The following is a 13,950-nucleotide window of genomic DNA, read 5'->3' as shown; positions in this document are numbered from 1 at the left end:
ACGCAGTGTAGACAAGTTGTTGGACTTTCCAAGCTCCTACTTGGTAAAACCAAGCAACACCAGATACCGGAGGGGAAGCTGCTCATGGAGTTCCGGCAGTCGAACAAGCTCAGCGAGGTCTGCTACGAGATCCGCGGCCCGGTGATCGAGCACGCCAACGCGCTGGAGGAGGCGGGCCACAGCGTGCTCCGCCTCAACACCGGCAACCCGGCCGTGTTCGGCTTCGAGGCGCCGGAGGAGATCCTCCAGGACATGATCCGCATGCTGCCGCAGGCGCACGGCTACACCGACTCCCGCGGCATCCTCTCCGCCCGCCGTGCCGTCGCCCAGCGCTACCAGACCCTCGGTCTGGAGGTCGACGTGGACGACGTCTTCCTCGGCAACGGCGTCTCCGAACTGATCTCCATGGCCGTACAGGCCCTGCTGGAGGACGGCGACGAAGTCCTGATCCCCGCCCCCGACTTCCCCCTCTGGACGGCGGTGACCACCCTCGCCGGCGGCAAGGCGGTGCACTACCTCTGCGACGAGCAGGCAGACTGGTACCCCGACCTGGCCGACATGGAGTCGAAGATCACCGACCGCACCAAGGCGGTCGTCATCATCAACCCCAACAACCCCACCGGCGCCGTCTACCCCAAGGAGATCGTCGAGGGCGTCCTCGACCTCGCCCGCCGCCACGGCCTGATGGTCTTCGCCGACGAGATCTACGACCAGATCCTGTACGACGACGCCGTCCACCACTCGGCCGCCGCCCTCGCCCCCGACCTGGTGGTCCTCACCTTCTGCGGCCTGTCCAAGACGTACCGGGTGGCGGGCTTCCGCTCCGGCTGGCTGGTGGTCACGGGCCCGAAGCAGCACGCGAAGGACTACCTGGAGGGCCTGACCATGCTGGCCTCCATGCGCCTGTGCGCCAACGCGCCCGCCCAGTACGCCATCCAGGCCGCGCTCGGCGGCCGCCAGTCCATCCGCGAGCTGACCGCTCCCGGCGGCCGGCTCCACGAACAGCGCAACGTCGCCTGGGAGAAGCTGAACGAGATCCCCGGTGTCTCCTGCGTGAAGCCGAAGGGCGCGCTGTACGCGTTCCCGCGCATCGATCCGTCCGTCCACAAGATCCACGACGACGAGAAGTTCGTCCTGGACCTGCTCCTGCGGGAGAAGATCCAGGTCGTCCAGGGCACCGGCTTCAACTGGCCGACCCCCGACCACTTCCGCATCCTCACCCTCCCCCACGCGGAGGACCTGGAGGCGGCGATCGGCCGCATCGGACGGTTCCTCAGCGGGTACCGCCAGTAACCGCCACCTCGGCGAGGGCGACCTCGCACCACACCGTCTTGGTGTACGGGTCGCCGTACGTCGTTCCCCAGTGGGTGGCCAGGGCCTCGACGAGGAGAAGCCCCCGCCCGGACTCCGCATCGAAGGCGGGGAGTTCGACGGCCCCGGGCACCGGCGGGCGACGGTCCGGACGCGGGTCGGTGAGCTCGATGCGGAGCGCGGCAGTTCCCCGTGAATACAGGGTGAGCCGAAGCCGAAAGTCACGCCCCCGCACTCGCCCGTGCACCACCGCGTTCGCAGCGAGTTCGGCCACCACCAGCGCGACTGTTCGGTTCGCCTCCGAGTCGTTGGGCCAGCCCTATGCGTCCAACTGCTGGGCCGCCAGGTGCCGGGCCAGGCGGGCGCCCCTGCGGGTGGCGGACAGACGGATGACGAACTGGCGGTCGGCACCCGGTGGGGCGATGCGATGGTCAATCTCGACGTTCATGTCACTCAGCGTGGTCACTCGACTCTACGCTGGCCAGCATCACCGGGAGTACGCAGAGTCACTGTACGGTCGCCGTCCGGGTCTGTCCTGGTGTGGCGGGTGACGTCCTGCGCCGGTGGGGAGTTGGGTCCGGGCGACGCGTGGAGGTGTCGGGCGTGAGGGTGACGGGGCAGCAGGACGTGGACGACGAGTCGGCCGCCGTACTACGGACGGTCGGCAAGGTCATCAAGATGTGCCGGGAGCGAGCCGGCCTGACGCAGGCCGAGTTGGGCACGGCGATCGGTTACAGCGAGGAACAGGTGTCCTCGGCGGAGCGGGGGCGGCGGGCGCCGAAGCCGCAGTTCCTTGAGGCGGCGGACCAGGCTCTCGAGGCGAGCGGGGTGATCGCCGGGTTGCGCAAGGACGTGGAGGAGGCCCGGTACCCGAAGAAGGTGCGGGACCTGGCCAAGTTGGAGGCGGAGGCCATCGAGCTGTGTGCCTACGCGAACACAGTCGTCCACGGCCTGCTTCAGACACCGGAGTACGCACGGGCGCTGTACGGCATGCGCCGCCCGCTCTTCTCCGAGGAGGAGCTGGAACGCCTCGTCGCAGCACGGATGGCCCGTCAGGAAATCTTCGACCAGCAGCCGGCTCCGATCTTCAGCTTTGTCCAGGAAGAGGTGACGCTGCGCCGCCCGCTCCAGGGCAGAATGGTGATGCGGAAGCAGCTCGAACGTCTGTTGGAGGTCGGCCAACTGCGGAACGTAGAGATCCAGGTGATGCCGACGAACCGCGAGGACCACGCCGGTCTCGCGGGGTCGCTCCAGCTGCTGAAGCTCAAGGCGGGCGACACGGTGGGGCACAACGAGGTCCAGCTCACCAGCCGCCTGATCTCCAATCCCAAGGAGGTCCAGGTCCTTGAGATCCGCTATGGAATCATCCGTGCCCAGGCCCTCACGCCCAGTGAGTCCATGGCCTTCATCGAGAAAGTGCTGGGAGAGACATGATGACCAACCCTCCAGCGGGGAACGGCTCCGAGCTGATGTGGTTCAAGAGCAGCTACAGCACGAACGACGGCCCGGAGTGCGTCGAGATCGCCTTCGCCCCCGTCACTGTTCACGTACGGGACTCAAAGGATGTGCAGGGGGCCCAGCTCACCTTCGGGCCGCAGCAGTGGACGTCCTTCGTCTCGTACGCCGCCGTCCACTGACGCATGACCTGCCTTCGCTCCGTGTCCAGCTCCGGGACTGGCCACGGAGGGTCAGTGTGCGCATATTGATCCGAAACGCTTTCGAGGTCGTGCTCGTTGCGATGCGTCAGCGGTGATGCCGAGTGGGGCGTCAGGTGTCGCTGCGGCGGCGCCGGGCTCCACGGGCCCGGACACTGGAACCACCGGCGCCGGGCGAGGCGGGCGGGCAGGTGGTAAAGGCGGAAGCGCATGGCGCCCGGCTCTGCATCGGCCAGGGTTCCTGTTCCTCTCAGTCGCCCACATCACCGCCTGAGCCGGGGGCGGACTCGAAGCGGATGAGCGCCTCTGCGACCAGCCCCGGCAGCCACGGACCTCGCCAGAGAAGACGGAAAAAATCCTTGCAGATCAAGTTCACGCCTGACAGTCGCAGGGACATCGGAGCTGGCTACGAGCAGGCCTGGCAGGCCGGTCGAGTCGACCTGGCCGCTCTCGGCGCAACGGATTTGCGCTATGGATTCTTCGAGTACCCGGTCGACTTCATCGTGGACGGTCACGCGTTCCTTTCGGCTGATCGACCCCCATTGATCGACATCATGTTCACTCTGGGGTACTCGCTGGAAAGCCTGGAGTCCGCCGGGGTGGCGGAGATCGATTTCACAGAGAACACCTACGTCATCCGACTGGAACTGGCAGGCGATCAGGTGCAGTTCACATCTACGCGCACGGTTCCGACGCCGCATCCCAGCTGCTCGTTTGACGAATACATGTCCGGAGTCCGGTCATTCATCACCGACGGTGTGGAGTACCTCGAACTTCACCATCCGGCACTGTCCCGAAACCCGGCGATGCGCGAGCTTCGGGGGCTCGCGGGAGTCTGACGGAGTGGGTCGGGGACGCCGAAACCGTCGCCGACTTCCTCCATCGAGCAGTCGGCGTTCCGGGGTGACTCGGGACTCCGGTCGTAGCCTGGGCGGCATGGGTGATCTTTTTCTGGTTCGGCATGGGGAGACCGAGTGGTCGCGGTCCGGGCGGCACACCGGGCTGACCGATGTGCCGTTGACCGAGCACGGGCGGGAGCAGGCGCGGAGTCTGGTGCCGTTGATCCGGTCGCATCGGATCGGGGCCGCGTTCGTCAGCCCGTTCCAGCGGGCCCGGGAGACGGCCGAGCTGATCGGGCTGCAAGGGGTGCGGGTCGAGCCGGACCTGCACGAGTGGGACTACGGAGGGTACGAGGGGATCACGACGGTCGAGATCCATCGGTCCCGGCCGGACTGGTTCCTGTTCACGGACGGGGTGGTGCCCGGGCCGCCGGAGCACCCCGGGGAGACGCCGGAGCAGGTCGGGGAGCGGGCCGACCGGGTGCTGGCGCGGGTGGAGGCCGCGTTCGCCAACACCGAGGGGTGTGTGGTGCTGGTCGCCCACGGGCACTTCCTGCGGGTGCTGACCGCGCGGCATCTGGGGCTTCCGCCGTCGCACGGGGCGCTGTTCCAGCTGGGCACGGGGACGCTGTGCCGGCTGGGCACCGAGCATGCGCGGCCGGTGATCGCCGCCTGGAATGTCAGACCGCCATCGTAGTCTTCGAAGACGTGAACGGTGAGGGGAGGAGGACGCCGTGGCACTGTCGCCGACCGCCGCGCAGCGGCGGGTCATCGACGCCGCCGATCCCGTGACCGGGCGCCTCAAGGGCACGGAGGCCCAGCTCGCGGCGCTGGTGAAGCGGGGGCTCGCCTTTCGGCATCCGCGGCCGCCGCACGACCACTTCCTGACTCCGGCCGGGCATCGGATACGGGAGGCGCCCGAGGAAGAGGAAGCGGAGACCCCGCGTTCCGAGGAGCCCGGTCGGCCCGGCGCCGGGGGTGTGTTCGCCGCGCGGGTGGGCGGGGAGGAGGCGTCGGCCGGCGGTGACGGCGCCGCGCGGCTGCGGGAGGTGCGCGGCGCCTGGCAGGGGTTGCTGGAGCTGCGTCGCATGACCCGGCCCGATGGGGCGACGGACCTGCCCTGCGCCTGGGAGCGGACGCATCTCGTGCGGGCCGCCGCGCTCGCCCTGGAGGCGGCCGGGCACCGTCCGGCCGGTCCCGACGGCGATGACGGGTACCGGGTGCGGGCGACGCCACAGCCGGAGGCCGTCGCCGTGTACGAGCCGGACGGCACCGCGCTGCGGGGCTGTGCGGCGACGTTGGAAGGCGCCGGCTGGCAGGTCGGCGAGCACACCGAGCCGCGGACGCGGGTGCGTTATCTGCTGGCCTCCCCGCGGAAGGTGTGACGGGCCCTCGTGTCAGGATCGGTCGGTCAGTACGTCCACGAGGAGAGGCAGCAGCGGTGAGCGAGCCGTTTTCCGTGCCCGTGACGGTGCGCGGGTACGAGACCGATACGCAGGGCCATCTCAACCAGGCCGTGTATCTGAACTACGCCGAGCACGCCCGCTGGTCGCTGCTCCAGGCGGCCGGGATCCGGCAGACCGATCTGGTCGCCCGCGGGGTGGGGCCCGTGGCCCTGGAGACGACCGTCCGCTACCGGCGCGAGCTGCTCGCCGGTGACGAGGTCACGGTGAGCTGTGCGTTCGAGTGGAGCGAGGGCAAGACCTTCCGGATCCGGCAGGTCATCCGCAAGGCGGACGGCACGGTCGCGGCCGAGGTCGAGGGCCTCGGCGGGCTCATGGACCTGACCGCCCGCAAGCTGGTCGCCGACCCGCGGCAGCGGTTCAAGGAACTGGCGGCCGAACCGGGGTTGTTCGGGCTGTAGCGGCATCCCCGCTCGCACGACGACGAGGGCCGGCGCCTCGGTGGAGGCGCCGGCCCTCGTAATGCCCGGGGTTCGCGCGGTGGTGGGGTCACGGCGCGGCCGTGGCCCGGGACGCCTCGGTGATCTCCTCCCCCGCCTCCATCGGGTGGGTCACTTCCTCCGCGTCGCGGTCACGGCCGCCGATGTGGTTGAACACCAGGTTGAGCAGGACGGCGGCCACACAGCCCGTCGAGATGCCCGAGTCGAGGATGATCTTCGCGTTCTCCGGGAACGCGTGATAGAACTCCGGCGCCGCGATCGGGATCAGGCCGACGGCCAGGGAGACGGCCACGATCAGGACGTTGTTGTCCTTGTCCAGGGAGGCCCGCACCAGGGTCTGGATGCCGCTGGCCGCGACCGAGCCGAACAGGACCACCCCGGCGCCGCCGAGCACGGGGCGCGGTACGACGGCGATGAGCGAGGCTGCCATGGGACACAGGCCCATCAGCACCAGGAAGCCACCGCCCGCGGCGACGACGTAGCGGCTGCGGATCTTGGTCATCGCGACCAGGCCGATGTTCTGTGCGAAGGCGCTGCACATGAAGCCGTTGAAGACCGGGCTGATCGCCGAGCCGAGGGTGTCGGCGCGCAGGCCGGCCGCGATGGTCTTCTCGTCGGCCTTGCGGTCCACGATCTCGCCGAGGGCGAGCATGTCGGCGGTGGACTCGGTCATCGAGACCACCATCACCACACACATGGAGAGGATCGCGGCGACCTGGAACTGCGGGGCGCCGAAGTGGAACGGCGTCGGGAAGCCGACGATGTCCGCGTCCGCGACCGGTCCGAAGTCCGTGACGCCGAACGGGATCGCGATGATCGTGCCCGCGACCAGGCCGAGCAGCACGGCGATCTGCTTCACGAAGCCGCGGGTGAAGCGGCGCAGCAGCAGGACGATGACGAGGGTGATCGCCGCCAGGCCCAGGTTGGTCCCCGACCCGAAGTCGTCGGCCGTGGGGCTGGAGCCCTGTGCCCAGCCGAAGGCGACGGGCAGGAGCGAGATGCCGATCAGTGTGATGACCGTGCCGGTCACGACCGGCGGGAAGAAGCGGATCGCCTTGCTGAAGAAGGGTGCCGCGATGAAGCCGAGGAGGCCGGCGACGATGACCGCGCCGAAGATGATCGGCAGCGCGTCGGACTTGTCGTCGGTGGCGGCGACGACCGCGGTCATGGGGGCGACTCCGGCGAAGGTGACGCCGTTGACGAAGGGGAGGCGAGCTCCGATCTTCCAGATGCCGAGGGTCTGCAGGAAGGTGGCGAGGCCCGCGGTGAACAGGCAGGCGCCGGTGAGGAAGGTGAGTTCGGTCGCGGAGAGGCCGATGGCCGCGCCGACGATCAGGGGCGGGGCGACTACTCCGGCGTACATCGCGGCCACGTGCTGCAGGCCGGTCGTCGCCATCTTGAGTGGCGGGAGTTTTTCGTCAACAGGGTGGTCGGCCACGGCGGCGTTCCTCCGGTCGTTTACGCGTCGAGTGGGACGCATCTGTCAGGGAGGTGGTGCAAGTGGTCGTGCGGGACCGTGACGGACCGTCTTGGGAAACGGTGACCGCTCCGGGGGCGTGCGCATGGGCGCACGCCCCGGAGACGGCCGCCGTGGACCCCGCTCGGGTCCACGGTTACCGGCCGGGAGCCGTCCCTCCCGGCCGGAGATCAAATGGTGTTCAGTTGTCCGTCCGTCAGCCCTGCGCGGCGATGCGGGCCAGCCGCCGCGCCTCGTCGCGCGTGGAGCGGGCGACGGCGTCCTCGTCGACGGTGAGCAGCCTGCCGTTCTCGACGATCTGGCGGCCGTTCACGAACGAGGCCGTGACCGGGGCGGCGGCGCCGAAGACCAGGGCGGTCACCGGGTCGGCGATCGAGGAGTGGGCGAGGGTGTCCATCCGCCACAGCACCAGGTCGGCCAGCTTGCCCGCCTCCAGGGAGCCGGTCTCGGCGGCCCGGCCCAGCACCTGGGCCCCGCCGTGGGTGCCGAGGCGCAGCGCCTTGCGGGCGTTCAGCGCGGCCTCGCGGTGGGCGCCGAGGCGGTTGATGAGGAGGGCGTTGCGCAGTTCGGTGTGGAGTTCGCCGGACTCGTTGGAGGCGGTGCCGTCGACGCCGAGGCCGACCGGGACGCCGGCGGCGAGCATGTCGGGGACGCGGGCGATGCCGGCGGCGAGGCGGGCGTTGGAGGACGGGCAGTGGGCGACGCCGGTCTTCGTGCGGGCGAAGGCGGCGATGTCGGCGTCGTTCATGTGGACGCAGTGCGCCATCCACACGTCCTCGCCGAGCCAGCCGGTGGACTCGAAGTAGTCCGTCGGTCCCATGCCGAACAGCTCGTGGCAGAACTTCTCCTCCTCCACGGTCTCCGAGCCGTGGGTGTGCAGCCGTACGCCGAGCCGGCGGGCCAGTTCGGCGCCCTGGCGCATCAGCTCCGTGGAGACGGAGAAGGGGGAGCAGGGGGCGACGGCGACCTGGGTCATCGCGTCGAAGGAGGCGTCGTGGTGTTCCCTGACGGTGGCCTCGGTGGCGGCGAGCGCGCCGTCGAGGCTCTCCACGGCGAAGTCCGGCGGCAGGCCGCCGTCCGACTCGCCGCGGTCCATGGAGCCGCGGGCGAGGGTGAAGCGGACGCCCATCTCGCGGGCGGCGCGGATGATCGCGCCGGAGAGGTCGCCGGAGCCCTGCGGGAAGACGTAGTGGTGGTCCATGGCGGTCGTGACGCCGCCGCGGGCCATCATCGCGAGGGAGCCCTGGGCGGCCGCGTAGGCCATCGGCTCGTCGATGCGGGCCCAGGTCGGGTACAGCGCGACCAGCCAGTTGAACAGGTTGTGGTCGGTGGCCAGGCCCCGGGTGATCCACTGGTAGAAGTGGTGGTGGGTGTTGACCAGGCCGGGGGTGACCAGGTGGCCGGTCGCGTCGATCCGGCGTACGACGTTCTCAAGGCCCTGCGGCGCCTGCCCCGCGCCGACGGACTCGATGCGGTTGCCGGCGAGGACGAGGTGCCCGGAGGCGTACTCGGTGTCGCCGGCGTCCACCGTGGCGATCGCACCGTTCTCGATCACCACGCGCTCGGCTGCCGTTGCTGCTGCCATGCTGCTTCCTTGTCATTCAGTGCGGCCCATGGGCGGGGAGTGAGTACCCACGGGGAGGGCACGGCAGGACCCTAGGAGGATTTGAGTGCCGCGGCCGCGGGGCGGCTGCGGGTGCCGAGATGGTGGAAGAACAGGTTGAGCGTGACCGCGACGAGCGCGCCGGCGCTGATGCCGGAGCCGAGCACCGTCTGCGCCCAGGCCGGGAACTCGGCGTAGAAGGTCGGGGCGGCCAGCGGGATGATGCCCGCGCCGAGCGCCACGGCGACCAGGATGATGTTGGAGCTGTCGTCGAGGCCGGCCTCGGACAGCGTACGGATGCCGCTGACGGCGATCGAGCCGAACAGGACGATGCCCGCGCCGCCGAGGACCGGCATCGGAACCAGGGAGACGACCGCGCCGAGGACCGGGAAGGCGCCGAGGACCAGCAGGGTGGCGCCGGCGACGGCGACGACGTAGCGGCTGCGTACCCGGGTGAGGGAGACGACGCCGACGTTCTGGGCGAAGGCGGAGGTGGGGAAGCCGCCGAAGACGGGGCCGACCAGAGTGGCGAGGCCGTCGGTGCGCAGGCCGCGGGTGATGACCTTGGAGTCGGCGCGGCGGTCGCAGATCTCGCCGAGGGCGAGCATGCCGGCGCTCGACTCCGTCATCAGCACCAGCATCACGATGCACAGCGACAGGATGGCGGCGGGCTGGAACTCGGGGGCGCCGAAGGCGAACGGCGTGGGCAGCGCGGCGACCGGGGCGGACTGGATGCCGCTGAAGTCGGCCATGCCGAAGGGGATGGCGGCCAGGGTGCCGATGAGCAGGCCGAAGAGCAGGGCGACCTGCTTGAGGAAGCCCTTGCCGAAGCGCTGCATCACGAGGATGACGGCGAGGGTGAAGGCGGCGAGCGCGAGGTTGCTCATCGAGCCGAAGTCGACCGCCGTCTCGTCGCCGCCCTGCGCCCAGCCGACCGGGACCGGCATCAGCGTGACGCCGATGAGGGTGATGACCACGCCGGTGACCAGGGGCGGGAAGAAGCGGAGCAGTCGGCCGAAGAAGGGGCCGACGGCGAGGCAGAAGACACCGGCGACCATCACCGCGCCGTAGATGGCGGGGAGTTGGCTTCCCTCGCTGTTGGTCTCGGCGATGGCGAGGATGGGCGCGATGCCGGCCGAGGAGGCGGCGTTGACGAACGGCAGGCGGTTGCCGACGAAGCCCTTCACGCCGAGGGTCTGGATCAGGGTGGCGATACCCGCGATGAGCAGGCTCGCCGCGATCAGCCGGGTACGGCCCTCGATGTCGAGGCCGACGGCCTGTCCGATGATGAGCGGAGGAGTGACAACGCCTGCGTACATGGCGGCGATGTGCTGGAGTGCGGCGGGGACGAGCCGCGAGGGGTGGAGCTTCTCGTCGACCGGGTGCACGGACGTGACGGCGTCCTCGATGTGCTCCGGTGACGGGGTGGAACTTGAGCCTTTCGCCGGCTCCGTTGCAGGCTGTGCCATGGTGTTCCCTCCGGTGTGGCGCGCCACCGGCCCCGGTGGCCGGGCCGGTGGCGCGCGTCCCGCGTCAGAGGTTGGTCATGTCGACCGGGATCAGTTGCTCGGCGCCGTCGCGCAGGATGGTGGCCTCGATCAGGCCGTACGGGCGGTCGGCGGCGTAGTAGACGGCGCCGTCCTTGGCCTCGTTGTCGATCCCGAAGGGCGACAGGTCCGAGCGGAAGTGGTGCTTGTTGGGCATCGAGAAGCGGATCTCGTCGACCTCGTCGCGGGAGTTCAGCACCCGCACACCCATCTCGAAGAGGGTCTGCTGGAGCGAGTACGAGTAGGTCTCGGCGAACGCCTGGAGCGCGTGCTTGCGCACCCCGTTGTAGGAGCGGTCCCAGTCGGGGGCGTGCGAGTCGATGCCGTCCCAGTTGTGCCGCCACCAGGTGGAGACGGTGGTGGCGAGGATGCGGTCGTAGTCCTCCTTGAGGGTGGTGTACTTGTCCTTCAGGTAGCCGAAGAACTCGGAGTTGGTCGAGTTCAGGACGGTGAGGTCCTTGAATCCGGAGAGCACCTGGATGCCGTGGCCGTCGTAGGTGATCTGCGCGACGCGGGTCTCCTGGCCCTTGCGGACGAAGGAGTGGGCGATCTCCTCGGAGCCGACGAAGCGGGCGCCGCCCTTGGAGGTCTCGATCCGCTCCCAGCCGTACTCCTCGATGCGGATGCGGGCCCGGTGGATCGGCTCGTTGTTGTCGACGAAGTGGCGGGCGAGCTTGACGCCGAGGTCCTCGGCGCTCTCGATCCCGTGCTCCTTGGCGAAGGCGAACACCGTGTTCTTGGTGGTGTCGGTCGGCAGGACGTTGGCGTTGGACCCGCTGCGGTGGACCTCCTCCATGTCGCCGGAGAGGGCGACGGAGACGTTCAGGTCCTTGATGTGGTGCGTGTCGCCGTCACGCGTGATCTTGACGACGCGGTTCTCTGCCTTGCCGTACTGGTTCTGTCCCAGGACGAAACGGGTCATGTGTCGGTCAGCTCCCTCGGTAAACGGAGTAGCCGAACGGGTTGAGCAGCAGCGGAACGTGGTAGTGCTCACCGGGCACCACCGCGAAGGTGATGGTGACCTCGGGGAAGAACACGGGCCGGCCGTTCTCGCTGTCCCGGAGCGCGGGGGCGTCCTGCTGGGCCGCGGCTTGTTTCTTGGCGAAGTACGTCTCGGTGTCGAAGTCGAGCCGTACGTGTGTGGTGCCCTCCGGCAGGGCCGGGAGGTCCTTGCACCGGCCGTCGGCGTCGGTCGCGGAGCCGCCGAGTGCCTGCCAGTCCGCGTCGCCGCCGGCGCGGGCGGCGAGCTGGACGGCGACGCCCTCGGCGGGGCGGCCGACGCTGGTGTCCAGGATGTGCGTGGACACGGAGGCGGTGGTGCTGGTGCTCATGGTCAGGCGTCCTGTTCGACGAGTCGGGTCAGGCGGATGCGGTTGATCTTCCCCAGTTCGGTGCGGACGATCTCGCGCTCCTGCTCGGGCGAGTTGCCGATCCGCTCCTTGACCGCGTCCCGCATCTGCTCGCCGGTCCGGCCGGTGGCGCAGATGAGGAAGACGTGGCCGAACTTGTCCTGGTAGGCCAGGTTGAGTTCGAGCATCTCCGCCTTGAGTTCCTCCGAGGCGCCGGCCATTCCGGCCTGCTCCCGGGAGGAGGTCGGGTCGCCCGGCTTGGGGCGGCCGATCGGCGGGTGCCCGGCCATCGCCTCGGCGAGGTCGTCCGCCGTCAGCTCGGCCATGGCGGCGTCGCTGGCGGTGTACAGGTCCTCGACGGTGGTGAAGGGGCGGGCTGCGAGCAGGTGCCGGGCCCACGCCGTGGAGGCACACGCCTCGTGGAGTTCGGCGAGCGCCGCGGACTCCTCGAGAGCGTTGAATCGGGCCAGGCCCGACGCGGAAAGGGACGTCACGGGAGCCTCCGTGGCCTTGTGCTGAACGGGCGTGCCGATAGCTAACGCCCTCGGAAACAAGCCGTCAACACTTTGTTGAAAATTCGGGGTAACGAAAGCCGCCGTCCGGTCACCGGACGGCGGCTTGCTGTTCAGAGAGTTGTGCCTGGTCAGGAGTCCCTTGGCGGGTCAGGCACCTTTCTCGCGGTTCAGGTAGTTGTAGACGGTGAAGCGGCTGACGCCCAGGGCGCCCGCGACGGTCTCCACCCCGTGGCGCACGGAGAAGGCGCCGCGCGCCTCCAGCATCCGCACCACCTCCTGCTTGGCCCTGCGGTCCAATTCGGCGAGCGGCCTGCCCTGCCGGCGCTCCAGCGCGGCGAGGATGTGGTCCAGGGAGTCGGCGAGCTGCGGCAGGCGTACGGCGACCACGTCGACGCCCTCCCAGGAGAGCACCACGTCGTCCTGGTCCGCCTCGTCCGGCGGCACCATCTCGCCGCCGATGGCGTCGATCAGGGGCTTCACTGCCGCGATGAAGGGCTCCTCCCCCGGCCCGGTCACCGCTCGCCCGCCTCGACCACATTGACCTGGAGCGAGATCCGGGTGGCCCCCGCCTCGAGGGACCGGCGCAGCAGGGCGTCGACGGCGGTGAGCACCGCGTCGGCGCCGCCCTCGGCGGTGTTGCCGAACGGGCCGACGTCGACCGCGTCCAGCTCCGCGGCCTCGACGACCTCACGGGCGACCACCGCGTGCGCGGGCGCCTCGTCCAGGTCGAAGGGCTCGGTCGTGAACTCCACTCTCAATCGCACCCGGTCAACCTAACGCGCGGTGACGATTCCGCCGACCCCTCTTGACAAGGGCGACGCTCCACCGGCAATCTTCCATTACGCAGAAACGAACTTCCGTAATGCGGAACACGATCGAAACGGAAGGGAGCGCGGCACCCCATGGGATTCGCAGACCAGCGCTTCAACGTCAACCTGTCGATCCTCTTCACGGAACTCCCGCTCCTGGAGCGTCCCGCGGCCGCGGCCGCGGCCGGCTTCACCGCGGTCGAGCTGTGGTGGCCCTGGATCGACTCGCCCACCCCCGAGCAGTCCGAGCTCGACGCCCTGAAGAAGGCGATCGAGGACGCGGGCGTCCAGCTCACCGGGCTGAACTTCTACGCCGGACAGCTGCCGGGCCCCGACCGCGGCGCCCTGTCGATCCCCGGTGAGGAGTCGGACCGCTTCCGCGCCAACATCGACGTGGCCGCCGACTTCGCCAAGTCGCTGGGCTGCACGGCCCTCAACGCCCTGTACGGCAACCGCGTCGAGGGCGCGGACCCGGCCGAGCAGGACCGGCTCGCGCTGGAGAACCTGGTCCTCGCCGCCCGCGCGGCCGACCGGATCGGCGCGATCCTGCTGGTCGAGGCGCTCAACAAGCCCGAGTCGCCGCTGTACCCGCTGGTGTCGGCGCCGGCCGCCGTCGGCGTCGTCGACAAGGTCAACGAGGCCACCGGACTGGGCAACGCCAAGTTCCTGATGGACCTCTACCACCTGTCCATGAACGGCGAGGACCTGCCGCAGGTCATCGAGCAGTACGCCGCGAAGACCGGCCACGTGCAGATCGCCGACAACCCGGGCCGCGGCGCCCCCGGCACGGGCTCCCTCCCGCTGGAGGAGCTGCTCGACCAGCTGAAGAAGGCCGGTTACGAGGGCTGGGTCGGCCTGGAGTACAAGCCGGGCGACCGTCCCAGCGCGGAGGCCTTCGACTGGCTGCCGGCCGAGGCCCGCGCGGCCCGCTGAGCGCCACAC

Annotated in this window: 16 protein-coding genes and 1 pseudogene; 8 read left to right on the top strand and 9 right to left on the bottom strand. The window is 69.7% G+C overall.

Annotated elements, in window-relative coordinates; genetic code table 11:
* The first annotated feature begins 84 nt into the window (after positions 1-84).
* Entirely contained in the window at positions 85-1,293 is a 1,209-nt protein-coding gene (locus ACIGO6_RS12095; protein ID WP_399874687.1) for a pyridoxal phosphate-dependent aminotransferase, read from the top strand.
* Here ACIGO6_RS12095 and ACIGO6_RS12090 read toward each other — a convergent pair.
* A pseudogene (locus tag ACIGO6_RS12090) lies at positions 1,274-1,759 on the bottom strand (ATP-binding protein). The gene ACIGO6_RS12095 and the pseudogene ACIGO6_RS12090 sit on opposite strands and share 20 nt — an antisense overlap.
* Positions 1,760-1,914: 155 nt before the next feature.
* Here ACIGO6_RS12090 and ACIGO6_RS12085 point away from each other — a divergent pair.
* The 6 genes from ACIGO6_RS12085 to ACIGO6_RS12060 all read left to right on the top strand — a co-directional run bounded on the left by ACIGO6_RS12085 (position 1,915) and on the right by ACIGO6_RS12060 (position 5,669).
* Positions 1,915-2,745 (top strand): helix-turn-helix transcriptional regulator, encoded by an 831-nt coding sequence (locus ACIGO6_RS12085; protein ID WP_399874685.1) that lies wholly within the window; start codon positions 1,915-1,917, stop codon positions 2,743-2,745.
* Positions 2,742-2,948 (top strand): DUF397 domain-containing protein, encoded by a 207-nt coding sequence (locus ACIGO6_RS12080; RefSeq protein ID WP_399874684.1) that lies wholly within the window; start codon positions 2,742-2,744, stop codon positions 2,946-2,948. Before ACIGO6_RS12085 ends, ACIGO6_RS12080 begins: the two co-directional genes overlap by 4 nt.
* A gap of 377 nt (positions 2,949-3,325) precedes the next feature.
* Positions 3,326-3,805, top strand: coding sequence for a hypothetical protein (locus ACIGO6_RS12075; protein WP_399874682.1), 480 nt, complete (start codon positions 3,326-3,328; stop codon positions 3,803-3,805).
* 97 nt (positions 3,806-3,902) lie between these two features.
* Positions 3,903-4,502 carry a histidine phosphatase family protein gene (locus tag ACIGO6_RS12070; protein ID WP_399874680.1) on the top strand — a complete coding sequence of 200 codons (600 nt, stop codon included), beginning with the start codon at positions 3,903-3,905 and terminating at the stop codon, positions 4,500-4,502.
* A 37-nt stretch (positions 4,503-4,539) separates the two neighbouring features.
* A complete protein-coding gene (locus tag ACIGO6_RS12065; protein WP_399874679.1) occupies positions 4,540-5,190 on the top strand; it encodes a hypothetical protein in 651 nt (216 codons plus the stop codon).
* A gap of 56 nt (positions 5,191-5,246) precedes the next feature.
* Positions 5,247-5,669, top strand: a complete 423-nt coding sequence (locus tag ACIGO6_RS12060; RefSeq protein WP_399874677.1) for an acyl-CoA thioesterase — start codon at positions 5,247-5,249, stop codon at positions 5,667-5,669.
* 88 nt (positions 5,670-5,757) lie between these two features.
* On the opposite strand, the gene ACIGO6_RS12055 is transcribed toward ACIGO6_RS12060, so the two are convergent.
* The 8 genes from ACIGO6_RS12055 to ACIGO6_RS12020 form a co-directional block, all read right to left on the bottom strand.
* Complete coding sequence (locus ACIGO6_RS12055) at positions 5,758-7,146, bottom strand: nucleobase:cation symporter-2 family protein (protein WP_399874675.1); 1,389 nt, start codon at positions 7,144-7,146, stop codon at positions 5,758-5,760.
* Positions 7,147-7,381: 235 nt separating this feature from the next.
* A complete protein-coding gene (locus ACIGO6_RS12050; protein WP_399874673.1) occupies positions 7,382-8,770 on the bottom strand; it encodes an 8-oxoguanine deaminase in 1,389 nt (462 codons plus the stop codon).
* A gap of 71 nt (positions 8,771-8,841) precedes the next feature.
* Positions 8,842-10,257 (bottom strand): nucleobase:cation symporter-2 family protein, encoded by a 1,416-nt coding sequence (locus tag ACIGO6_RS12045; protein WP_399874671.1) that lies wholly within the window; start codon positions 10,255-10,257, stop codon positions 8,842-8,844.
* Positions 10,258-10,321: 64 nt separating this feature from the next.
* A complete protein-coding gene (gene pucL, locus ACIGO6_RS12040; protein ID WP_399874669.1) occupies positions 10,322-11,257 on the bottom strand; it encodes a factor-independent urate hydroxylase in 936 nt (311 codons plus the stop codon).
* A gap of 7 nt (positions 11,258-11,264) precedes the next feature.
* Entirely contained in the window at positions 11,265-11,666 is a 402-nt protein-coding gene (gene uraH / locus ACIGO6_RS12035; protein WP_031021333.1) for a hydroxyisourate hydrolase, read from the bottom strand.
* A gap of 2 nt (positions 11,667-11,668) precedes the next feature.
* On the bottom strand, positions 11,669-12,178 hold the full coding sequence (gene uraD, locus ACIGO6_RS12030; protein ID WP_399874668.1) for a 2-oxo-4-hydroxy-4-carboxy-5-ureidoimidazoline decarboxylase: 510 nt from the start codon (positions 12,176-12,178) through the stop codon (positions 11,669-11,671).
* Between the two features lie 168 nt (positions 12,179-12,346).
* Positions 12,347-12,715 carry a helix-turn-helix domain-containing protein gene (locus ACIGO6_RS12025; RefSeq protein ID WP_399874667.1) on the bottom strand — a complete coding sequence of 123 codons (369 nt, stop codon included), beginning with the start codon at positions 12,713-12,715 and terminating at the stop codon, positions 12,347-12,349.
* Complete coding sequence (locus tag ACIGO6_RS12020; protein WP_399874666.1) at positions 12,712-12,963, bottom strand: hypothetical protein; 252 nt, start codon at positions 12,961-12,963, stop codon at positions 12,712-12,714. The genes ACIGO6_RS12025 and ACIGO6_RS12020 overlap by 4 nt, the downstream gene beginning before the upstream one ends.
* A gap of 138 nt (positions 12,964-13,101) precedes the next feature.
* Here ACIGO6_RS12020 and ACIGO6_RS12015 point away from each other — a divergent pair, with 138 nt between their 5' ends.
* Positions 13,102-13,941, top strand: coding sequence for a TIM barrel protein (locus ACIGO6_RS12015; protein ID WP_399874665.1), 840 nt, complete (start codon positions 13,102-13,104; stop codon positions 13,939-13,941).
* The last annotated feature ends 9 nt before the right edge of the window (positions 13,942-13,950 follow it).

The sequence above is a fragment of the Streptomyces sp. NPDC053750 genome, assembly GCF_044544295.1.
Lineage (GTDB): Bacteria > Actinomycetota > Actinomycetes > Streptomycetales > Streptomycetaceae > Streptomyces.
This window is presented reverse-complemented; position numbering and strand designations above follow the sequence as displayed.